Annotated in this window: 21 protein-coding genes; 14 read left to right on the forward strand and 7 right to left on the reverse strand. The window is 54.4% G+C overall.

Annotation, left to right across the window (positions count from 1 at the left end; genetic code table 11):
• The 4 genes from pstC to phoU all read left to right on the forward strand — a co-directional run.
• The coding region (pstC, locus tag VGJ94_08720; GenBank protein ID HEY3276689.1) for a phosphate ABC transporter permease subunit PstC at nucleotides 1-564 on the forward strand (564 nt) is incomplete at its 5' end.
• Nucleotides 564-1,409: a phosphate ABC transporter permease PstA gene (gene pstA, locus VGJ94_08725; GenBank protein ID HEY3276690.1), complete on the forward strand. Its 846-nt coding sequence runs from the start codon at nucleotides 564-566 to the stop codon at nucleotides 1,407-1,409. The genes pstC and pstA, both read left to right, overlap by 1 nt.
• Nucleotides 1,391-2,149 (forward strand): phosphate ABC transporter ATP-binding protein PstB, encoded by a 759-nt coding sequence (pstB, locus tag VGJ94_08730; protein ID HEY3276691.1) that lies wholly within the window; start codon nucleotides 1,391-1,393, stop codon nucleotides 2,147-2,149. The genes pstA and pstB overlap by 19 nt, the downstream gene beginning before the upstream one ends.
• Before the next feature lie 17 nt (nucleotides 2,150-2,166).
• The gene (gene phoU / locus VGJ94_08735) at nucleotides 2,167-2,820 is read left to right on the forward strand and encodes a phosphate signaling complex protein PhoU (GenBank protein ID HEY3276692.1); all 654 of its coding nucleotides are present in this window, start codon (nucleotides 2,167-2,169) and stop codon (nucleotides 2,818-2,820) included.
• A 268-nt stretch (nucleotides 2,821-3,088) separates the two neighbouring features.
• Here phoU and VGJ94_08740 read toward each other — a convergent pair whose 3' ends face one another.
• The 5 genes from VGJ94_08740 to VGJ94_08760 all read right to left on the reverse strand — a co-directional run bounded on the left by VGJ94_08740 (nucleotide 3,089) and on the right by VGJ94_08760 (nucleotide 8,728).
• The gene (locus VGJ94_08740) at nucleotides 3,089-3,850 is read right to left on the reverse strand and encodes a DUF72 domain-containing protein (GenBank protein ID HEY3276693.1); all 762 of its coding nucleotides are present in this window, start codon (nucleotides 3,848-3,850) and stop codon (nucleotides 3,089-3,091) included.
• Nucleotides 3,851-3,973: 123 nt separating this feature from the next.
• Entirely contained in the window at nucleotides 3,974-6,757 is a 2,784-nt protein-coding gene (locus tag VGJ94_08745) for an SBBP repeat-containing protein (protein HEY3276694.1), read from the reverse strand.
• Complete coding sequence (locus VGJ94_08750) at nucleotides 6,703-7,122, reverse strand: hypothetical protein (GenBank protein ID HEY3276695.1); 420 nt, start codon at nucleotides 7,120-7,122, stop codon at nucleotides 6,703-6,705. Before VGJ94_08750 ends, VGJ94_08745 begins: the two co-directional genes overlap by 55 nt.
• Nucleotides 7,123-7,496: 374 nt before the next feature.
• Nucleotides 7,497-8,198, reverse strand: coding sequence for a flavodoxin domain-containing protein (locus VGJ94_08755; GenBank protein HEY3276696.1), 702 nt, complete (start codon nucleotides 8,196-8,198; stop codon nucleotides 7,497-7,499).
• Entirely contained in the window at nucleotides 8,195-8,728 is a 534-nt protein-coding gene (locus tag VGJ94_08760) for a Spy/CpxP family protein refolding chaperone (protein ID HEY3276697.1), read from the reverse strand. The genes VGJ94_08755 and VGJ94_08760 overlap by 4 nt, the downstream gene beginning before the upstream one ends.
• Nucleotides 8,729-8,860: 132 nt before the next feature.
• Between VGJ94_08760 and VGJ94_08765 the strand changes: the two genes are divergently transcribed.
• Both VGJ94_08765 and VGJ94_08770 read left to right on the forward strand, forming a co-directional pair.
• Nucleotides 8,861-9,565 (forward strand): response regulator, encoded by a 705-nt coding sequence (locus VGJ94_08765; protein HEY3276698.1) that lies wholly within the window; start codon nucleotides 8,861-8,863, stop codon nucleotides 9,563-9,565.
• On the forward strand, nucleotides 9,562-10,950 hold the full coding sequence (locus VGJ94_08770; GenBank protein ID HEY3276699.1) for a HAMP domain-containing sensor histidine kinase: 1,389 nt from the start codon (nucleotides 9,562-9,564) through the stop codon (nucleotides 10,948-10,950). The genes VGJ94_08765 and VGJ94_08770 overlap by 4 nt, the downstream gene beginning before the upstream one ends.
• A gap of 228 nt (nucleotides 10,951-11,178) precedes the next feature.
• Here the strand turns inward: VGJ94_08770 and VGJ94_08775 are convergent, their stop codons facing one another.
• Both VGJ94_08775 and VGJ94_08780 read right to left on the reverse strand, forming a co-directional pair.
• On the reverse strand, nucleotides 11,179-12,000 hold the full coding sequence (locus tag VGJ94_08775) for a universal stress protein (GenBank protein HEY3276700.1): 822 nt from the start codon (nucleotides 11,998-12,000) through the stop codon (nucleotides 11,179-11,181).
• 265 nt (nucleotides 12,001-12,265) lie between these two features.
• A complete protein-coding gene (locus VGJ94_08780; GenBank protein ID HEY3276701.1) occupies nucleotides 12,266-12,604 on the reverse strand; it encodes a hypothetical protein in 339 nt (112 codons plus the stop codon).
• A 229-nt stretch (nucleotides 12,605-12,833) separates the two neighbouring features.
• Between VGJ94_08780 and VGJ94_08785 the strand changes: the two genes are divergently transcribed.
• The 8 genes from VGJ94_08785 to VGJ94_08820 form a co-directional block, all read left to right on the forward strand.
• Nucleotides 12,834-15,125 carry a nitric-oxide reductase large subunit gene (locus VGJ94_08785; protein ID HEY3276702.1) on the forward strand — a complete coding sequence of 764 codons (2,292 nt, stop codon included), beginning with the start codon at nucleotides 12,834-12,836 and terminating at the stop codon, nucleotides 15,123-15,125.
• A 22-nt stretch (nucleotides 15,126-15,147) separates the two neighbouring features.
• Nucleotides 15,148-15,684, forward strand: coding sequence for a DUF488 domain-containing protein (locus tag VGJ94_08790; GenBank protein HEY3276703.1), 537 nt, complete (start codon nucleotides 15,148-15,150; stop codon nucleotides 15,682-15,684).
• 119 nt (nucleotides 15,685-15,803) lie between these two features.
• Nucleotides 15,804-16,307: a DUF6306 domain-containing protein gene (locus VGJ94_08795; GenBank protein HEY3276704.1), complete on the forward strand. Its 504-nt coding sequence runs from the start codon at nucleotides 15,804-15,806 to the stop codon at nucleotides 16,305-16,307.
• Nucleotides 16,308-16,507: 200 nt separating this feature from the next.
• On the forward strand, nucleotides 16,508-17,161 hold the full coding sequence (locus VGJ94_08800; GenBank protein HEY3276705.1) for a DUF433 domain-containing protein: 654 nt from the start codon (nucleotides 16,508-16,510) through the stop codon (nucleotides 17,159-17,161).
• Nucleotides 17,131-17,556 carry a DUF5615 family PIN-like protein gene (locus VGJ94_08805; protein ID HEY3276706.1) on the forward strand — a complete coding sequence of 142 codons (426 nt, stop codon included), beginning with the start codon at nucleotides 17,131-17,133 and terminating at the stop codon, nucleotides 17,554-17,556. Before VGJ94_08800 ends, VGJ94_08805 begins: the two co-directional genes overlap by 31 nt.
• Before the next feature lie 949 nt (nucleotides 17,557-18,505).
• Entirely contained in the window at nucleotides 18,506-19,234 is a 729-nt protein-coding gene (locus tag VGJ94_08810) for a hypothetical protein (GenBank protein ID HEY3276707.1), read from the forward strand.
• A 144-nt stretch (nucleotides 19,235-19,378) separates the two neighbouring features.
• Nucleotides 19,379-20,512, forward strand: coding sequence for a hypothetical protein (locus tag VGJ94_08815; GenBank protein ID HEY3276708.1), 1,134 nt, complete (start codon nucleotides 19,379-19,381; stop codon nucleotides 20,510-20,512).
• A 744-nt stretch (nucleotides 20,513-21,256) separates the two neighbouring features.
• Nucleotides 21,257-21,767, forward strand: a 511-nt coding sequence (locus tag VGJ94_08820) for a hypothetical protein (protein HEY3276709.1), incomplete at its 3' end; no start/stop codon positions are given.

The raw sequence follows: 21,767 nt of genomic DNA on the forward strand, positions 1-21,767 counted from the left end.
GTGCTGGCGGGCATACCGTCGGTCATATACGGCCTGTGGGGGCTCTTTCTCCTCATGCCCATGGTGCGCTATTTCGAGACCCTGATCGGCGCCCCTCCCCACGGCGTGGGGATCTTCACCTCGTCGCTCATACTCGCCATCATGATAATACCCTTTTCCGCGTCGATCGGGAGGGAGGTGATCACCCTCGTGCCCGCCGATCTCAAGGAGGCCGCCTTTTCCCTCGGAGCCACCAGGTTCGAGGTGATAAAAAACGTGGTCATCCCCTATGCGCGCTCCGGGATCATCGCGGGCATCCTCCTTGCCCTCGGGAGGGCTATCGGCGAGACTATGGCCGTAACCATGCTGATCGGAAACAGCAATTTCCTGCCCACGAGCCTCTTGAGCCCCGCCAACACCATGGCGAGCGTCATCGCCAACGAGTTCGCCGAGGCTACGGGCATTGCGCTCTCTTCTCTCGTCTACGTAGGCCTCGTGCTTTTTCTCGTCACCACCCTCGTCAACATGGTTGGGAACTATGTGATCAAGAAACTGAGCATCGAATCGTCCAGGGAGGCAGGGTAATGGAAGGTCACGTAAAGGCGAGGCTGGCAAAGGACAAGGCATTCAAAGCCACGGTGACGGCCCTCGCGGTCCTCTCCCTTCTGCCCCTTCTCCTCATCCTCTTCACCATCACCAAAAACGGTATCGCGGTGATTAACTGGAGCTTTCTCACCTCCCTGCCCCGTCCCACAGGCGAGCCCGGGGGAGGCGTGTACAATGCGATCGTGGGCACCCTCTACCTCATTGTCCTCTCCGGCATCTTCTCCGTGCCCATCGGCATTACGGCAGGTATCTACCTTTCCGAGAGAAAGGAAGGGAAGCTCGCCGAGGTGGTGAGGCTCTGCGTGGTGGTGCTCCAGGGAACCCCCTCCATCGTGATCGGCATCGTCGCCTACGTCTGGATCGTGGCGCCCATCCAGACCTTTTCAGCCCTTTCGGGAGGCATTGCCCTCGGCGTGATGATGCTTCCCGTCATTATCAAGACCACCGAGGAGACCCTGAAGCTCGTGCCCTACCATCTCAAAGAGGCGTCCCTCGCCCTCGGGGTCCCCTACCACAGGACGATCCTCAAGGTGGTCCTCCCCGCCGGCGCGACGAGCATACTGACGGGCATACTGCTCAGCCTCGCCCGCATCACGGGCGAGACCGCGCCGCTGTTATTCACGGCTTTCGGGAATCAGTTCATGAATTACAGTATCCTGAAGCCTATAGATTCTTTGCCTTATCGCATATTCTATTACGCCATGAGTCCCTATCCCGAATGGCATGCCTTCGCCTGGGGCGCGTCGTTCATTCTTGTCGTGCTGGTGCTCGGCCTAAATCTGGTTGCAAGGGGGTTGGCAGTAAGATGGAAAGTACAATTCTGAAAATAGACGATTTCTGTGCCTTTTTCGGCGACAACCAGATTCTGAGAAATATCAACCTCTCCACCACGAATAACGTGGTAACCGCCCTGATGGGCCCTTCGGGCTGCGGCAAGACCACCCTTATCCGGTGCGTCAACAGGATGCATGAGCTCATACCCGGCGCCCACGTGAGCGGCCAGATCCACCTCAAGGGCAACGACGTCTACGACATGGAGCCCATCGTGCTACGAAGGCAGATTGGCATGGTCTTTCAGAAGCCCAACCCCTTTCCCACCATGAGCATCTACGACAATGTCATCGCAGGGTATAAGCTCAACGGGATAAAGATGGGGAAGAGCGAATTCGACGGGATCGTGGAGCAGTCGCTCAGGAGCGCCGCACTCTGGCAGGAGGTGAAGGATTCCCTCCACAGGAAAGGCACCTTTCTCTCCGGCGGCCAGCAGCAGAGGCTCTGCATCGCCCGCGCCCTGGCCATGAAGCCCGAGATCCTCCTCCTCGACGAGCCCACCTCCGCCCTCGATCCGAAGTCGACGACCCGCATCGAGGAGCTGATCGTGGAGCTTAAAGCAAGCGTGACCATGCTCCTCGTGACCCACAATATCGCCCAGGCTGCGCGGGTATCCGATTATACGGCCTTCCTCTACCTGGGGGAGCTGATCGAATTCGGCCCCACGGACAAGATGTTCACCGTGCCGAAGGACAAGAGGACCGAGGAATACCTTACCGGAAAATTCGGATAGAAGATGAGGAGGCAGTCATGTTCAAAGACAGGATGAACGATCTTCGCCGCCGGCTCGCTGAATACAGCGGTCTTGTGGAAAAGATGATAGAGAAGAGCATCAGCGGGCTCGTGGAGAAGGACAAGGACCGCCTTACGGAGGTAATCAATAAGGATGAGCCGAAGGCGAATAAATTCGAGATCCTCCTCGACGAGCTGGGCACCGCGATGATCGCCCAGTTCCAGCCCAAGGCCAAAGACTTAAGGACCATCCTGATGATCCTGCGCATGAACAACGACCTCGAGAGAATGGCGGATCACGCGGTGAATATCTCGGAGGACGGCCTCTTCCTCGTCTCCCGTCCCCAGGTAAAGCCTCTCATCGATATCCCGAGGATGGCGGAGACTGCCATGAGTATGGTGCGGGACAGCATCAATTCCTTCATTACCGAGGACGTCGTGCTGGCAAGGTCCGTCTGTGAAAGGGACGCGATAGTCGACGGCCTCCTCGATCAGGTTTTGAGGGAGCTCATTACCCACATGGTGAGCGACTCCAAGACCATAGAGCGCTCGATCAGGCTCATGGCCATAGCGAGGAACCTGGAGAGGATCGCCGACCTCTCCACCAACATCTGCGAAGACGTAATCTTCATGGTCCAGGGGAAGGTGATAAAACATCATTTCGAGGGCTGACGTCCAAGGAAAGGCCTTTTCTGCACCGGAAGCACAGAAACTCGATCCGGGCTCTCGCCCTCTCCATCAGGAACCCGTATCTCTCGGCCGCCCGGATCAGGTTGACGACCTCCCCGCTGCATTTAAGGCCGAAAAGGTGGTCACAGAGGGCACACGGGGATTGACCCGTGGAATACTCCTCTTCCGGCGTGACGCCGGTACTTCGATTCGTATAATGTTCCATTCTCCTACTTTACAGGGAGAATATTAAGAGAGTATAAAGGCTTTGTTAATTCTTCCGTCGGCTGCGCGATGGCGCGGGGGACGCCCCTTTTTCACGCTCGACCATCCCCTTCAGGGTGAGGGCGTTCTTTGCGGCAAATCCGCTATAGTCGTTATCGAAATAGACGAAAGTCTCTTTTCCCCAGGCCTCGATCTTCTCCCGCCATGCCTCGAGCTCTTTGTCCCCGTAATCGGAGGCGTAAAGCTGCTGCCCGCCGTGGAGCCTGATGTAGACGAAATCGGCGGTCACCTCTTCACGGTACGGGTATCTCCCGGCGCTATCGGCGATGCACCAGGCCATATTATGTTTTCTGAGGAGGGTAAAGAAAGAGTCAGAAACGAAGCCGGGGTTTCGTGCTTCTACGGCATACCGGAAAGATCCATCCAGGAGCTGAAAGAAATCGGTCACGAGGCCTTCATCGTACCTGAGCCCGGGAGGAAGCTGGATGAGCACGACTCCGAGCTTATCTTTAAGGAGCCTCACGCTGTCCGTGAAGCGGCCGATCGGCTCGGAGTCTACCCTCAGCCGTTTCAAATGGGTGATGAACCGCGACATTTTGACGGAAAAGAGAAACCCGGCAGGGGTGGTCTCGTACCATTTCAGAAAGGTCGAATCCTTCACCTGCCGGTAAAAGGTGACGTTGAGCTCCAGGGTGTCGAGGCGGCCGGCATAGTAGGCGAGCCAGTCGGCGTTCTTCACCCCTTCGGGGTAAAAGGGCCCCTTCCAGTGGGGGTACTGCCAGCCCGAGGTGCCGATGTGGTATTCCATATCCTATGATAAGGCCCCGTAAAGAAAAAACAAAGGACTCCCCTTCATTTTCCGGCCTGTCATCGGGGACGGGGGAAAGGAGACGCCCCTCCTCCTCACGAGGGAGGGGCGTGGGAGATTCTTCTACCTGGCCTGGATAACCCGGAACACCTTGGGCTTCGCAGGGGGAATGACAAGGGACGTCTTGATGGTCCCTACCCTCTGCCTGCGGCTCGTATTGTCAGGGACCGAATAGGTCACTGTTCCGTTGCCCGTCCCCTCCACATCACCCGGGGTGATCCACAAGCCCCCGGACTGGACTGTCGCTTTCCATGCACAGCCCGCGGGAGAGACAACCGAGAACGATCCTGATTGCGCCGCAGCGCTGAGAGGCGCGCTCGTGGGCGTGAGCGTCACGGAACAGGGCAGCCCGCTCTGGCTCAGCATAACCCGCATCCCCGCGACATAGACAGCGCCGTCCCTGCGGCTGGTCGTCCCATTGGCCGCGACGGTGACCCTCGCCGTTCCCCTGGTCCTGACGAAGGATGCCAGGGAGGCGGTAATCCATCCGTCCGACGCCCTTACGCTCGGAGTCGCGCAATTTCTCGAACCTCTGCCGGTGACCGTGACATTGAAGCTTCCTCCCGGGGGGGTGAAGTTCCTGCGTGCCGGGGCGACCACATAGGTACAGTTTCCATCGAAAGAGGCGGTGACGCTCTTGTGGTCGGTCATGGAGACCGTACAGGTAGTCGCCGTGGAAGAATCGCACCCTATCCAGCTTACGGTGGCAAGGGCATCGGGAGTGGCGGTGAGGGTGACCGAGCTGCCGTAGGGATAGGCGCCGGTGCACGACTCGCCCGTGCACGTGAGGCCCGTGGCGCTGAGGGTGCCGGTGGCCGATCCGCTCACGGTCGCGGTGAGGGTGTAGTTGGAGGCGGCGAACACGGCGCCCACCGTCTTATCCGCGGTCATGGTCACGATGCATTGCGTGGAGCGCCTCGACTGGCTCGCCTTTCGGCTTTTCTTCCCTGAAGAGGCACCCGTCGCGGGGTCGCATCCCGTCCAGCCCGCGAACACGGAGCCCGTATCGGCGACGGGGGCAAGGGTGACTGCCGTCGCGGGACCATACACGGCAACGCATACGTCGCCGCAGGAGAACCCTGCAGGAGAGCCGGTGACCGTGCCGGTGCCCGTGCCGGTGCCCGTGCCGCTTTTCGAGACGGAGAGAGTAAATCCCAGCTTGGAAACAAAGGTGTGGAAGAAGGGAGGATCAGCCGCCGCGGTCTGGTAGGGGTTCATTGTAGGATAATCGGCGGAAGCGGTGACGCCCGCGACATAGACCGACCCTGCCTGATCAATGGCCAGCGCAAAGGCGGCATCGAGCTGTGATCCCCCGAGATAGGTGGCATAGGCGAGGCTCCCGCCCGTTGGTCCCAGTTTCGCAACAACCGCGTCTCCGCCGCCGGCAGGTGCGGCCTGGTAGGCATGGGCCGTGGGGAAATTGGTCGAGTTTGTCATCCCTGCCACGTGCACGCTGCCCGATGGATCGACAGCCATGCCAAAGCATTGGTCGATATTATCCCCTCCGAGGTAGGTGGAATAGAGCAGGCTCGCGCCGTCAGGCGTCAGTTTTGAGATAAAGAAGTCGAGCACTCCCCCGCCATGGGTTGCCTGATAGGCGTTTTGCACCGGGAAATCGCGGGACGACGTATGTCCTGCTACGTACATGTTGCCCGATTCGTCGACGGCTATTCCCCGCCCCTGTTCATTTACCGTGCCCCCAAGATAGGTCGAATAGAGGAGGCTCGACCCCGTGGGGGAAAGCTTTGCAATAAAGGCATCGCCGTCGCCCCCGTAGCCCTGAAAAGGACTTTGGAGGGGAAAATCGGCCGAGTCCGTATCCCCGGCCACATAGGCATTGCCCGAGGTGTCGACGGCGATCGCAAAGGCTGCATCAAGGGCCGTCCCCCCGAGATAGGTGGCATAGAGGAGGCTTCCACCCGTGGAGGCGAGCTTGGCGACGTACGCGTCCGCCCCGCCCGCCCCGCTCGCCTTCGCGCCCTGGAAAGCATTGACGACCGGTATGTCCGAAGAGAGTGTTTCTCCTGCAATATAGAGGTTGCCCGAGGAATCGAGGGCAATGGCGTTGCAGAAATCGTCACTCCCCCCGCCGATGTAGGTCGAGTAGACGAGGCTGTCTCCGGCAGGCGCGATTCTTGCGACAAATATATCTGCAGCGCCCGCGTTCGCCGTCTGAAAGGGGCTCAGGGTCGGAAAGTCAATCGATTCGGTATCTCCTGCGATGTAGACATTGCCCGATGAATCGACGGCGATGCTTGTCGGGTTGTCGTCGGCCAAGCCCCCGAGATAGGTGGAATAGACGAGGCTTGAACCCGCCGGCGCGAGCTTCGTGACAAAGACGTCCTTCAGTCCCGCATTCGTTGCCTGAAAAGGTCCCTGGGTCGGGAAATTGGGCGATGTGGTATATCCTGTCACGTACATGTTTCCGGAAGAATCGACGGTAATGGCCAGAGGCACGTCGTTGTTCGATCCCCTCAGGTAGGTCGAGTAGACGAGACCGGGGTCGATCACCAGGGGTCGATCTTTGTCGTAGTGACCCACCCTGAATCCGTAGGTATTCCTCGCGGTGAGGACAAACCAGCCCTTCACCTCGACTTTGGTGTCCCCTTTTACCTGGTAGATAAAGGGCTTCTTCTGAAAGATCGAGCCGTCGCCGAGGACGACCTCGAGTCCGCCGTCGGCGGTAAGGGCAAGATCCTCGATACCGCCATAGGAAAAGAGCACCCGCGAGGGGTCCGCCCCGGGGGCTACGATGACATCATATTCGAGCTCAGAGTTGGTGCCGTAAAACTTTATGTCGATCCCGGGGTAACCCCCTTTATAGAGGATGGCGCCGTAAGTGGGCACGCCTGTTTTCCAGGCCGAGGGATCGGCGCCGGTGAAGTAGCTGACCCGCCCCTCCGTCCTGTCGAGAGGCTGACCGTAAAGGCAGCGTGGTCGACCGGGGTCAGGGTGACTACTTTGCCTCCCCCGGCCTTCGATGCCTTCGCGAGAGAAAGAGAGATCCCTTCCCGGGTGAAGGCAGTGGCATGGCCGCCGCCCTGTTCGTAGAAGAGGATCTTTGCGTCCTGCTGCCCGTCGTTTTGGACGAAAGAGAGGGGCAGCTTAAGATAGGAGGCTTTCAGAGCCTCGGACTGCTTCGCTTCTCCTGTTCCGGCATAAAAGAAGAAAAGAAATAGAACGGCCCCTATCCCAAAAAAAATGCGTTTCATCGTATCCCCCTCTCATCATGATTTTTCCGACTTCATGACCGTCGTTCATGGACAATATCTTTTAAAGGCAAATAACATCAAGGGATTGGAATGTCAACAATTATTATCGATGCTGCCTGTTCATTACCGGAAAGCAAAGATAGAGTGAAGAAGGGAAGAATAGATGTCTTCAAACGGGGAATGGCGCCCCCTTCCGGGAGGCATGAAATATCGCCCTGGATGACTGGAAACCCATTTATTCATAAAGGAGGGAAAGCAACAACTCACGGCCCCCTCTTCGCAAAAAAGAAGGGGCCCTTTGACATTGCACCGAAACAAAAGGGGACGGGAGCCGCAGCGGCTCGATCGGCAGGATAGACGCAGGAAAAGGGCGTTCAGGAAGTTGTTTTCAGACTCCCAAAGGGCGCCGCGAGCCCCTTTGCCCATGACGTGATTGCGTTCCAGTTCCTGAAGTCTCCCTCCGGCACCCCTTTGGACTGCATCTTGGCCTTCATCACCATCCGGAGCACCACGTTCAATTTGCCGTAGTCGAGGACGCCGGCGAAGTGCCCGGTGTCCACGGGCCGCACCTCGGGCACGGCTCTCAGCACGGGCTCCATGTAACTTTGGGCGAGCTTTCGGGTCTCCGCGGTATCCTGGTAAAGGGTAACGCATGTGAGGAAATAGGCCACAGGCACCCTGCTCAGAGCCTCCCGGTTCTTTTCCGCGAACTTTATGGCGTCCGTGAGCCACGACGCCCGGTCTATTGCGCTGCCGAGCACGACGGCGCCGTAGGGGCTCACATCCTCGACATGCTTCGCGAGGCGCGTGTCGACGTCGAAGCCGGCATCGCACAATGTCCGTCCCATAGCCTCCGCCACGCCGCCGGTGGTCCCGCAGCGGCTCGCATAGGCTACAAGGACTCTTTTGCCTGTCTTCTCCCTGGATAGGCAGCTCGGCTCAACGAAATCGACTCCGCCGGCATGTGCCTTCCCCGCGGACAAAGTCCTGCCGCCTGGCGCGAAAATGGCCGCCCCACACCCCGCCAGCAGCGAGCCCGCCCATATAAACTCTCTTCTCGTAAAATCTCTTTTCATCGTTTTTCCTCCCGGCACTTGTCCCGGGCAGCCATCCTTTCCCGGATACCCGCCACTACCTGTTGCTTCTGCCCTTCGTCGAGGATCGAATAGAAGGATTCAAAGAGGTCGAGGTCGTGCTGCAAGGCTACGGAAACACCCTCGATCTTCTTCTTCATCATAGCATTTAACGCCGCGACGTCGGGCGATCCCTTTGCCATTTCGTTGCGAACGACCTCCCTGAACCTCAACCTGTCCTCCTTCGCCGCCAGTAAATTTTCTTTCAGGTGGGCGCGGAGCCCCTCATATTCTGTCTTCTGGGCGGGGGTCAGGTTCAACTTTTCTATCTTCTTATCCAGCCCCTTCAACACGAAACCGGGCATGTCTCCTTCGAACCCGTGGCAGCGATGGAATCCCCCGAAGGGGCCGAAATGGGGGCCGCAGCGAAACGCTCCCCCCGCGCCGAATACCTCGGCAATCCCGAGGCCCATAAAGACCATGATAATAATTATTATACCGCCGATCACCGCGAAACGTCTTTGCATCTTCATCGCTCCCTCCTGATTTTGCTATGGGTTGTTGCCCATGCAGAAAGAGGATACGGCTGGAATGATAAGACAGTTTTGCCGATGTGATAAAAAGTGTAAGATAAAGGTAAAAGAGTGCAAAAAGGGGTGACATCCGTGGGAAACAGAGTTCTAATCATTGATGACGATGAGAAACTGCGCAACCTTCTCGGGGAATATTTGAAAGATCACGGATTTCTCACCACCTGCCTGGCGGACGGCGACAACGTGCTGGGCGCCCTGTCAGCGGATTCACCCGATCTGGTTATTCTGGACATCATGCTGCCGGGAAAAGACGGCCTGGAAGTACTCAAAGAGATCAGGAGGGACCATCAGTTGCCCGTGATCATGCTTACCGCGAGGGGAGACGATACGGACCGCATCGTGGGGCTCGAATTAGGAGCGGACGACTATCTGCCGAAGCCCTTCAATCCCCGGGAGCTTCTCGCCCGAATGAAGGCGGTACTCAGGAGGTCCGTCAACGAGGACAGGGGCGGCGGCGAAAAAAGCCGGCACGCCATTATCGATGCTGCCGGGATCTCGCTGAATACGGCAAAGCAGACCGTCATCGCGGAAGGCAGGGAAATGGAGCTCTCCACTGCGGAGTTCAGGGTCCTCGAAGTGCTCATGAAGCACCCGAACACGGTGATGAGTCGCGACCAGCTCATGACCCTCGCCCGCGGCCGCGATTTCACCGCCTTCGACAGAAGTATCGACGTCCACATCAGCAAGCTCAGGTCCAAAATAGAGGCCGATCCCGCTCAGCCGAAGCGGATAAGGACGGTATGGGGGTCAGGCTACATGCTGGTGGATGCTCCGTGAAGCTCAGGTCCACCTATACGAAGATATTCCTCTCCTTTCTCGCGGTCCTCTTTATCACGGAAGTCCTCGTCTTCTTTCTCTTCATCATGCTTCCCGCGCGCCACTTTGCAATCCGGTTCGATGAGTTCGTCAAATCGAAGGTCCAGTCAATCAAAGGGATCGCGGAGGGGAAGATCCTCTCCTCTCCTGACGCGGGGTTGTCCGGGAACACCGCCCTCAAAGAATTCATTACGGATTTCGGCAGGCTCTCGGGGGCGCAGGTATGGCTGACAGGACCCGACGGCAGGACAGGGTTGCAATCTTTTTCCGGCGAGCCCCCTGATCTGTCTCAAGTCTCCGAAACAAGCCGCCCCCGTAGGCAGCGGTTTTTCAGGCTCTATGCCATAAGAGACGTCAATGTCCATACCCTTATTCCCCTCACGCCTTCAGGGAGATATGCGGGCGACCTCCATATCCTCTTCAAAAGACCGGCCTCCTCTCCTCCCAAAGGGCTCTTTGCCCTCGGCCTGCTTGTGATAGGCACGGTGGTCGCCCTGGCCGCAATTCCCGTTTCCCGCCTTATCACCAGGCGGATCAGGCAGCTCCGCCTGTCTGCCGCCCTGATTGCGGAGGGGGACCTCTCTCACCGGGTGGTCGTCCGGGGCAAGGATGAGATCAGCAATCTCGCGGGAGCATTTAACGACATGGCGGAAAAGGTCGAAGCCATGTTAAAGGGCAGAAAAGAGCTTACCGCGAACATATCACACGAGCTGCGGGCGCCCCTGACGAGAATCCGGATTGCGGAAGAACTGGTCCGCGAGAAAGCGGCAGACGGGGTTGCAGGCGCAAAGGCATTGGAGGGACATCTCGACGCCATCCGGGAAGACATCGATGAGCTCGACGTATTGATCGGTCGAATCCTCGATTTATCGAAGCTGGACATGGGGCAAACCCCGCTCCGTCCTGAGGCTCTCGATCCTTCCGAACTGATAAGGGAGTTGATGGAGAAATTCCGTCCTGTCATAGAACGAAAAGGCCTCCGCGTCGCCGCCGACCTTTCCCGGGGTGGATCTTGTCTTCTCGACAAAGAGACGCTGCGCCTCGCGCTCATGAACGTCCTCGATAACTCAATCAAATTCTGTCCCGATGGAGGGGATATCTCCGCCCATGTGGCATGGAAGCCCGATGCGACCGAGATTCGCATCACGAATACCGCCGAAGAGCTGTCCCGGGAAGACCTTTCCCGGATCTTCGATCCCTTTCACCGGTTGAAACAATCTGCTGCCGCAGGTTCGGGATTGGGTCTCACCATCGCCAAAAAAGCAGTCGAACGGCTCGGAGGCACGATCGAGGCGGCATACAGGGAAGGAGGGCTTGAGATCATTATCTCCCTGCCGCGACAGTAACAGCAGGGGCAGGTCGCGTCAAAGAATTAGGTCAATAGGCATGCCTCGCTTAACCCTTTAGGGAAGGTCCGGCCCTGCGTGCTCCCCGGGCGCCGATATCCCCGGAGGGCCAATAAAAAAGCGAGACAAGGTCTAAAGATATGTCTTCCCTATCCTTTATCATCATCGACGATCCCGGGGAAGGGCCCGCCCTGCGCCCCCGGTTCCGTGGTGCCGGCAACGCAGTGCCTATTGGCTCACAAACAGGGGCCTGTCCGCGTATCGGATAATGTGCAGAACAGTCTCGCCGAGCGCCCGCTTTGTGAGCAGGCGCTGCGCGCTGTTGCCCAGCACGATCATATCGGACTGGCGCAGCGACGCCATGGGCAGAAGGAACTCCTTAGGGGGTCCCGGATTCCATTCCTGCTCCACCTGGAACCCATGGGCCCGGCAATATTCGGACGCATCATTGAGAAGTTCCCGCGCCTTCTCTTCCGACCTGTGGAAGGTCCCGATCCTCACCGTCGATTCAGGCCACAAGCGAAGCTGCACGAAGCGCTTCATGATCTTGGCCGACTCCATGGAGCCGCTGTATGCGATCAGTACCTTATGGATGGGGCGGAACTTATCCGACTCGGCGATTATGGGCCTCACCCCCGCGGAGATCAACCGCGCCAGCGTCTCCTGGGGCTCTTCGAAGGAAATGTCGTATTCAAAAATGCCGCGCAAGCCGAAAATCATGAGATCGTGGTAGCGGGCGAGGGAGATGATCTGATCCACCGCGGTCTCCCGGTCTGACTGCTCGATCCGATACCTGATCCCTTCGGCAGCGCACGAGGACTGGAACGTGTTGACTGCCTGTTCGATCAGCTCTCTTGTCATGATGATCCGATGGGAGGCTGAAAGCATCCCCTCTCTATCACCGGCCCCGCTTTTTTTCAAACGCTCCGGGTTGACCACGACCACGCCCGTGATCTCCGCATCATAACGCCTGGCAAGCTGGACGGCCCGCTGGATCGCTACGGTAGTATAGGGTGTGCCGCCTAAACCGAGAAGTATTCTTTTGATCATGTTCCTATCCTCCTTACCTTTATTTAATAAGGGAGTAGAATAGATCGCAACTCCACGCTCTTCGTGCGAGGCCATACTCCAAGGCTAGCTGCAAAAGAATAGCCCGTCAACAGGAAACCGGCGGGCGCCGCTCATTTTGACAGGGGGAATTAGGGCATACTTACTATCCCCCGCCGTGGAAATGGGCTGCTCTCGCCCGCGCGTCAATAACATCGGGGCCGAAGGAGTCATATTACAGCTCTTGACTATTTTTCCCCGTCTCCTCTCACTCTGATTGCTGCTTTTGACGCTCGGTCCTTTGTTTTTCAAGCTCCATCTGACGTTGTGGCCGCTGCATTTCGAGCTGTTGCCGTTGCATCTCGAGCTGTTGCCGCTGTAACTCAAGTTGTTGCCGCTGCAACTCAAGCCGTTGTCCCTGCATCTCGATTTGTTGCCGTTGCATCTCAAGCTGTGACTCAACTTGTTCTTGTCTATACATCTCCCATGACGTCGATCCCGGTGCTTCTCTGGGTCCATAATAATCAACGGCCTGGGATGAACTGTTCACCGCCGTGAACAAAACCACGATAGCTGCGATGACGGGTACTGTTAATGCTTGCACCATAGCCGCCGCTTTCTATTTTCGTTGCACTAGTTCAACTATGGCGCGCCGTTCAACAAATGTCAACCCGATATGCATTTGACGGGGGAAGGGGGCATATGGGCTGCACGCGCTGAATCGTGTGATGTTTTACCGGCTCCCCCCAGACTCCGCCTTTGCCGACACGCACAGTTGAGTAGCGCCTGCCGGATGATTATGGTGATTATATGGTGACACAACCGGGAAGGGCATCGTGACCCCGATCACGACCGACGAGAGACTGTCTCCCTGGTGGAGACGGTCCGTTATATCCATAGTCGTGGTCTGTTTCGCCGTTCTTATATGGGTGGCGTTCCGCTCCTATGCCGATGCACCGCCCATACCCGTCAAGGTGGTTGATCCATCAGGGAATACCCTTTTTACCGGCGACGACATTCTCTCGGGTCAGGAAGTCTTCCTCAAGCATGGACTTATGGAGAACGGCACGATATGGGGGCATGGCGCATACCTCGGCCCCGACTTCTCCGCGGAATACCTTCATATCCTCGCCATCGATACAGGCGGCCTCCTCGCGGAGCAGCATTTCAAAAAAGACTTTGCCCGTCTTGATGACCAGGAAACGACCATCGTACAGGCCATGGTGAGGAAGGTATTAAAGCAAAACCGCTACGATCCGACCACCGGCATACTCACCTTTACCGAAGGGGAGACCCGCTCCTACGAAAGCCAGAAAGAGAAATGGAAGGCCTATTTTGCCGAATCGGTGGGAAACAAAGGCCTCCTGCCGAAGGCCGTATCGGACCCCCGGGAGCTCGAACAATTGACGGGCTTCTTTGCCTGGACTGCGTGGGCGTCCGTGGCGAACCGCCCCGGCAAAGACTATTCCTACACGAACAATTTCCCCTATGACCCTGCAGCCGGGAACCGGCCCACCGCCGATGCCTTTCTCTGGAGCGCATTGAGCCTCATCACCTTGCTTGCCGGAACGGCCCTCGTACTTTTCTCCTTCGGCAAGTTCGGGTATCTGGGATGGAGGGCCAAGGCAGAGCACGTCCATCCCCAAATGCTTCCAGGCACCACAACGGGAGGTCAGAAGGCTACCATAAAGTTCTTTGCCGCGGCCTCCCTGCTCTTTCTCGTGCAAACCCTGGCGGGGGGCGCCACGGCCCATTTCCGCGCCGACCCTTCGAGCTTTTACGGCTTTGATCTCGCGTTCTATTTTCCCAGCAATATTCTTCGCACCTGGCATCTCCAACTCGCCATCTTCTGGATCGTCACCGCGTGGGTGGGAGGCGGTCTGTTCCTCGCCTCTTCGCTCGGAGACGGTGAGCCCAGGGGGCAAAGGACTATGATTCACGTATTGTTTGTGGCCCTTGTCACGGTCGTCACCGGGAGCCTCCTCGGTGAGGCGCTCGGCATGCGGCAAATGCTTGGAGACGCGTGGTTCTGGCTCGGTCACCAGGGATGGGAGTACCTCGACCTCGGAAGGGCATGGCAAATGATGCTCGCCGCGGGATTGGTCCTCTGGTGGGTACTTATCTACAGACCTGTGAAGAGCGTACTCAAAGACCCTGAAAAAGGCGAGATCACGAAACTCTTCCTCATTGCCGCTCTCACCATACCGTTATTTTATCTGCCCGCCATGTTCTTTACGGGCAGGACCAACTTTACCGTAGTGGACAACTGGAGGTTCTGGATCATCCATCTCTGGGTGGAAGGGTTTTTCGAGCTTTTTGCCACGGTCATGGTCGCGGTCCTTTTCTACCGGCTCGATATGGTCTCCCGCCTGACCGCCACCAGAATTATCTACCTTGACGCGATCCTCTTCCTGGGAAGCGGCATTGTCGGCACAGGGCACCACTGGTACTGGACAGGTCAGTCAAGTGTGAACATGGCCCTCTCTGCAACGTTTTCCGCTATGGAAGTGGTGCCTCTCACGCTCCTCACCCTCGATGCCTGGGATTTCATCAAGCTCAGCCATCTAAATTCCGAGACACGCGGCAAAGCGAGTATCATCCCGCACAAATGGACGTTCTATTTCCTCATGGCCGTGGGTTTCTGGAATTTTGTCGGAGCGGGGATATTCGGCTTCCTCATCAACCTCCCCATCATCAGCTATTTCGAGGCAGGCACCAATCTCACCGCCAACCATGGCCATGCCGCCCTCATGGGTGTATTCGGAATGCTCGGCGTGGCCTACATCGTTTTCGGTCTTCGCCAGACTTCCACGGGGGAGCAATGGGAGCGAATCGAAAAGTATGTGAAGGTTTCTTTCTTCGGCCTGAACGTGGGACTTGCCCTCATGGTGCTCATGAGTCTTTTCCCGGGCGGGGTCCTGCAGCTCCTCGACGTGCTGAATAACGGGTACTGGCACGCACGAAACCCGGCGTACCTGAATACATCCGCGGCGCATACGATTGAATGGCTCCGCATGCCGGCGGACCTCATCTTCATCGTATTCGGCGCGTTGCCGCTGGCATATGCCGCGTGCCGGGTCTGCCTGTCTGCTCGACAGGCTAGTCGGACCTTTCCGCCGGGCCTATAATCCGGAACAATAACGATGCACGATGGAAAAAGAAATTACCCACCCCATATTTACGATAGGTCATTCGACCCGCCCCCTTCCCTCCTTTGTCTCTCTCCTCGAATCCTTCGACATAGATCTTGTTATCGATGTCCGGACCATACCGCGGTCCCGGCATAATCCCCAGTTCAACAAAGAGACGTTGCCCGCCGGCCTTGCCCAACATGGGATAGGGTATCTTCATGTGCCCGGCCTGGGGGGCCTGAGAAAGACCGGTCCGGACTCCCCCAACCAGGGATGGCACAACCCTTCGTTCAGGGGTTTTGCGGACTACATGCAGACGGATGAATTCAGGGCAAATGTAGAAAAGCTCATGGAGAGCAGCACCTCCCACAATCCCGTTCTCATGTGCGCCGAAACACTTCCGTGGCGCTGCCACCGATCACTGATCGCCGACGCCCTTTACGTGCGAGGGGTTATAGTGCGGCACATTTTCAAAGACGGGGTATATCAGGAACACAGGCTCACACCCTGGGCCCGCGTGGAAGGAGTAAGGATCGTCTATCCCGGAAGCGCATGACCACACGAAATCGCGTATCGACGCAGTGCGGATGAAATTATACACTTGCTCCGCAGATTGCCCCAAGGCGGGCTTTGCGCGACCCACGCCTCATACTTATATTTCTGTCGTAGGAGCCCATGGAAGAGTACGACGACAGCGCCAACCAGACCCCGGCATACAAAGCCCATATGAACCAGGATCTAGTAGCTTTCTACAACAGGCTGCTTGAAGCCGAAAGAGCAGGAGTGCAGACCCTGAATGACCTTTCGGAAAAGGTCCACGAGCAGGACGAAAGAGATCTGCTGAAGAAGTTCCTTCTCGACGAGGGGATGAATTGTCAAATACTGACTACATTTATAAGAAACTCAGGAGGGAAGCCAACATCACAAACAGGAGACTTCGTCGATAAGATCAGGGCCCTCAATACAATTGACGAGAAATTGCGCCTGCTGGTCAGGGGACAGGAATGGGTCGCCAAATATATCCAAAGGAACCGGGGCCTCCCGCTGAAAGCCTCCGATCGGATGTTCCTGGAAGCAATGAAGATCCAACACGAAGAAAACGTCGATAATCTGAAGAGATACGTAGACAGTGACGATGAAGCAGTCAAACGCGGTTTAGAGCCGACCCGCAAGTGGTGAGTTGACACGTTTCCGGGCGTCACCCGGATAGCCGTCCTCCGCGCTCCCGGCAGCATACCGTCGATTCCCTTGAGCCTAACGTGATTTGACAACTAACGGCATATGGTATAAAAGACAATAAGTGTTACGTTAAGAACGCGGCAGGGGTGACCTGAAGAATGGGAGGCAGTGTTTTCGAAAATAGAATGGATGAGACAAGAGTGAGTGATCAGCGTTATCTTCCCCTCTACTCCCTGGTGGAGGTGAGCCGCTACGCCCGCATTCAGCCGACCACGCTACGGTCGTGGACCAGATCGAAGGACGGGGGGATACTGGTGCCGGCAGAGCGCGATACCGTAGCGCCTCTCAGTTTCATCAATCTCGTCGAATCTCATGTCTTACGGGCGTTGCGCAGGACCCACCGGGTACCGATGCAGCGGATACGGACAGCCATAGAATGGCTCCGCGACAAGTATCAGACTGACCACCCCCTGGCGGAATTGGACCTCGAAACCGACGGATATGATCTGTTTGTGCGGGAGCTGGAATATCCGGTAAGCGCGTCCCGAAAGGGACAGGGCGGAATCCCTGAAATTCTCTCTCGTTTTCTTCAGCGCATCGAACGCGACCCGAATCAGATACCTACGCGATTCTACCCTCTCCCATATGACACGTCTCCCAAGGCCATAGTGATGGACCCCGTAGTGGTCTACGGTCGGCCCGTCATAAAGGGCACCCGTATAACCACCTTGATGGTATTCGAACGATATAGCGGGGGCGAAAGCCTGAACGATATAGCCTCAGACTATGATCTGGATATGGCAGCCGTTGAAGAGGCCCTGCGTTGCGAGATCGACCAGCGCGCGGCAGCCTGATCCTCGTTCTCGATGAAAACCTTTCGGGCCACCGCATAGTAAAAGGCCTGACCGAATGTGGTATCCCGGTTAAACCCCAAACGGACCTCATGAAGCGCGGTATTCCCGATGAGGAGGTACTGAGCGCCCTCGCGGATCATCCCGACTGTTTCCTTCTTTCCAAGGATAGTGACTTTCACAAAAAACCCATGATACGCAAAGCCCTCATCCGCCACGGAATAGGGGCTTTTGTCATCACTTCCCACAAAGGAAAGACCGCTCCGGAGCTCGTCCAGCTCATCAATAGTGCGTGGCGGCGCATGCAACGCTTTGCCGAGCAACATGAACGCCCTTTTGTGGCTAAGATTCTCGCGGACGGTCATGTGGAAGAGGTAAGGTATCAATCAGAGACGTAATGGACGTTGTTTCCGCGAGTAGTTACAGCCTATGCCAACGATTTTCAATCAAGCCCCTGCAGGGGGGCGACAACAAATACTGAAGGGTATCCCTACCTCACCTACGAACCTAGCGTAGACATAACTTATCTAAACTGTTAACGTTTTACTCCTAGTGCCGGGCAACTTGTCCGGTGTCAAGGGCAGACCCCTCTGCCTTGTCTTACTCCATAGGATACATGGCCAAGCATGGTCTCGAGTCCATCGGAGGGGTCCAAGGTGCCGCGGGTAAGCTCATCGCTCTTAATTACATAGATAAGGTCAGAGGGGTGTTCCGCATGGTGGACCCTGTCTTCTCGCGGTGGCTGCAACGTTCCGGAAGCATGGCCTTGCCATTATAATGCAATACTGACGCCTCGGTCTTAGGTGCCATTTACCCGGATCTGCTCCCCGCGATGGCTGTTTTGCGCGCTATACGTAACTTCTCATGGGAGAATGTTTCCGCCGTACTTCCCCAAGTTGCGCCTTGTCTTATTAATTGGCGGTTTGCCGATTTGAAGTGGTATTCAATGGCACAGCCGAGAAGAGATTCTGGTCTCATGTCTGATTCTATTCACTTGACATTGCAGCGGGGATTGCGACAGAATAGGTTTGTATGTTCGAGATATGTTAATATTCACAAAAGACTGAACAAAAGATTGACCAAAACCGGCTATCAAGTGTGCGATATTGCTCGAATCTCACCGCGAGAACAATGCTCCTGGAAATCCCTCTCCAGGTTCGCCCACAAAATTTGGCTCAATCCCATTATGGGTGGCTGGGGGAGATTCAAAAGATGTCGGAGCTAAGACGGGTAGGCTCATAGAATGAAATGACTCTTTGTATAACATACAGTTTAGACAGTTACAGAGCAAACGCATTGTCAGATTCACTGCTGACTACCACCTCGAAAGCTCAGCGAGCTGCCTTTTTGCCATCTAATGAAAGAATTGTTCATCAGAACCCATACGGGGTAAAGGTACAGATCATATCTCAACCTGAGGCTCTGTACTCCGAAAGATTTGATGTTCTTTGCTCGGTCGCAGGGAACGTTTCTTTAGGGTTGCAGAGTCTTCTCTATGTCGATGGATTCTTGAGAGGCACTAGTTGTCTATGGTATGACCATATCAAAAACCTAATTGAGGAGAAGGTCTATCAATTTTGGGACTCGGCAGGAGATCAACATTTGAATATTTGCTTTGCAATGAATGATCACAAGGGTAGGATTCGGTTCTTCGAACTTAAGGCCGATGATAATAGATTTTCTTTCGATGAGGTAGCGGAAGAAAATGAGATACTTATTTCAGTTATTGGAGATGATTGCGTAGAGGTAAAGAAAAAGATCTTAACTAGGATTAACGCATATTGCTATAAAATGGAATTGGAGGAGGCAATCCATGTTGCTTCTGTTGAGGTGCTTAAAGAAATAGTTGAAGACCCCAGCTCAATATTTGTTGGTGGCAATATACAAGGAGCTTTATTGAATCATCACCATGCGGAATATCTAGTCGTTAAAAGAGGTGATTCCTTCACTTTCAGAAGTGCTGATCTTGAATATTACGAGAAATTGACCTATCCGATATTAGACCTCTCTGAAGAAAGATTTAAAATTACCGGTGAGACCGAAAGATATCCATGGAGAGACTTCTCGACTCACTAGATGGGCGGTGGGACGAGGAAGAAGATTCGGAGAGATGCAGAAAGACAAAGATATTCTTTTAGTGGCGCACGGTACTGTCCGACTCGATTTTATTACGGTGTGGATTGTGGCATTGCGGGGGGATGAGCGCGGCATAACAATCGTATGAGAAAATGGCATAGGATCGGATTAAACCAAGATAATAAAAAACTCCGGCCAGAGAGGGCGGTTAAGAGTAAAACAGCTGAAGTATCGGCTTTTATTACCGCCATTTCCACGCTGGCCTTGGCTTTGCTCACTTTTTGGCTTGTCTTGGTGGCACAGAACAATCTCACCAAGTTTATCGAAAATGTAAACTTAATTCATAAGACTATAGAGCAACAAAATAAGGCCCTGGAGCAACAAGCAGAGGGGTTGAAACAACAGGCCAAATCAATTCGACTGCAAGCCGAGGGGCTCAATAAACAAGCATATGCGATTGATCTCCAGAGCAAAGATATTCTATTGAACTATAAACCTGTCATATTCATCAAAGAAGTTCATCGCAGAGTCGATGTCGACACCGATGCGCCCGATCCGTTGGAATATACCTTTGTCTTGACAAATTCTGGCAAATTACCTGCCCGAGATGTGAGAGTTTTTGCTGTAATAAATGGAATAGACGCTGATTCAAAGAGATTTAGGATGAGAAGCACAATTATGCACAACGCCTCTATTTTTCCAGATACTGCAATGGAATTAAACATTGGTAACATGCAGGTGCCCTGGGTATATCAAGGATTATTCAAAGGAGAGTGTATTTTCAAGATTACGTACAGAGGGGAAGGATTGCCTCAGGAGATGCAAGAGACGCTAAAATACGTTTTCGATAAACAGCGCGTTAACAAATGGACGTATGTCAGTCCTTGGGTAGATATTTTTTATAAGGAAAAATTTGATGCTCATAAGAACTACTACCCTGAATTGACTAAGATGCAATTCTCGCAAAGCACTCAGGGCTTCTTAAGATATATAGCGGAAATTGACATTGGTGTTGACAAAGTATTGGTTGAAGATTCGAATGAACTCACAAGGTTATTCCGTCTCGTTTGTAGGGATATTCGCAACGGTAAACACCACGTTTTCACGGAATCGGTTCTCGATGACTTAAAAGGCCCCATGAGAAGGAAGAAGATCAGGGATCCCCATCTGCCACGAGGAATAATTGACGAAGCGGATAACTTGACGCCAACAGGGGTCTCGCTACTAAAATGCATGGCCCACGTCGCGAAATCGGACAAGATGTTTTTCAACGATTAGCGCAACTAACCGAGTCTACGTACCTAGGGGACGTTGGTTCAAAGTGAAGTTTCGGAGAGTGCATCGCGTCGATTCGAAGTTCATGGTGCCAATAATAAGTTCACTTTGAACCAACGTCCCCGCAGGTACTCTTTTAGGGCTGGAATGGAGCCGCTCTCATGCCGTTTTGCCGGCATCACCATCCAAGTAGACGGGTTGGGCTGACGAGTGGCGCTTGACCTTTGACCAAGCTGAAAAGACGGGTTGCTTCTCAGGGATCATATGTCAAGAACGTCCCCTAGGGGGTTCCCTTACCATCGAAGAATATTGATTAACTTTCATTATAGGAATCACCACATTTATTGTCAAGGAATAGGACCGGTTCAAGGATTTCGCATTATGGTAGGTAATCTTAGTCTCCGACAGTGCGAGCGAGATGAGATTATTATCTGCGAGATTTGAAAAAGTGAAACTCAGACTCACGAGACGTTTTCCTGCTGCTCCGCTTGCTGTTCTTCTGAACCCTTTTTACGTGCCGCTATTCATAGACCGATATTTTATGTTGAAGTTCTTTGATCGATTAGAGACAATGATGGAAAGTAAAAGTTCTATTGGTTCTGATCTTAAGGTAAGTGTCTCGCTGAAGTGAGGAGGCAGATTAGGTTTTTTGGGACACAAGGTTAAATCTGCGCATAAATAACGGTCTTACTTGAGCTTGGCCGCTGTACAACCAGAGTAGGCACGATGATGATAGGAGTTGATCTGATGGAGAAGTTTCTACTATGGATCATCACTGTTGTTATGAGTACTTCGTTTATTATCTATATGTGGAAATACTCATACGGCCAAGATCCTCCAAAATATTTTCGATTGATTCTTGGAACAGTGACCTTTGGCGGTTTCATATTTTTCAGCTATCTTTTTGCCAAGTTAGATAAGATTACTCCGTTCACCTATTACGACGTGTCTAACTTCATCGGCTTAATGATTGCGTTCTCATTCATGCAAGGACTGAGATCTTTCCTTGATCAATTGGATACTAAATCACGTGTGGGTCACTTTGATATAAGCAAGAGATTTCTTAAAAAAAACCTTGCGGATTTATTTAAAAACATTACGCTTTTCTTTGGAATTTATGTGATCATTCTTTATGTTTCGGTCAACAAGAACGAGTACTGGTTTTATGCAGTGCCTGGCTATCTACTTTCGATACTTAGTGTGATGCGAATTTTAAAATTTCGCATAATTGACGATCTTTTTCATCAAAAACTGAATA

The sequence above is a fragment of the Syntrophorhabdaceae bacterium genome (assembly GCA_036504895.1).
Taxonomy (GTDB): domain Bacteria; phylum Desulfobacterota; class Syntrophorhabdia; order Syntrophorhabdales; family Syntrophorhabdaceae; genus PNOM01.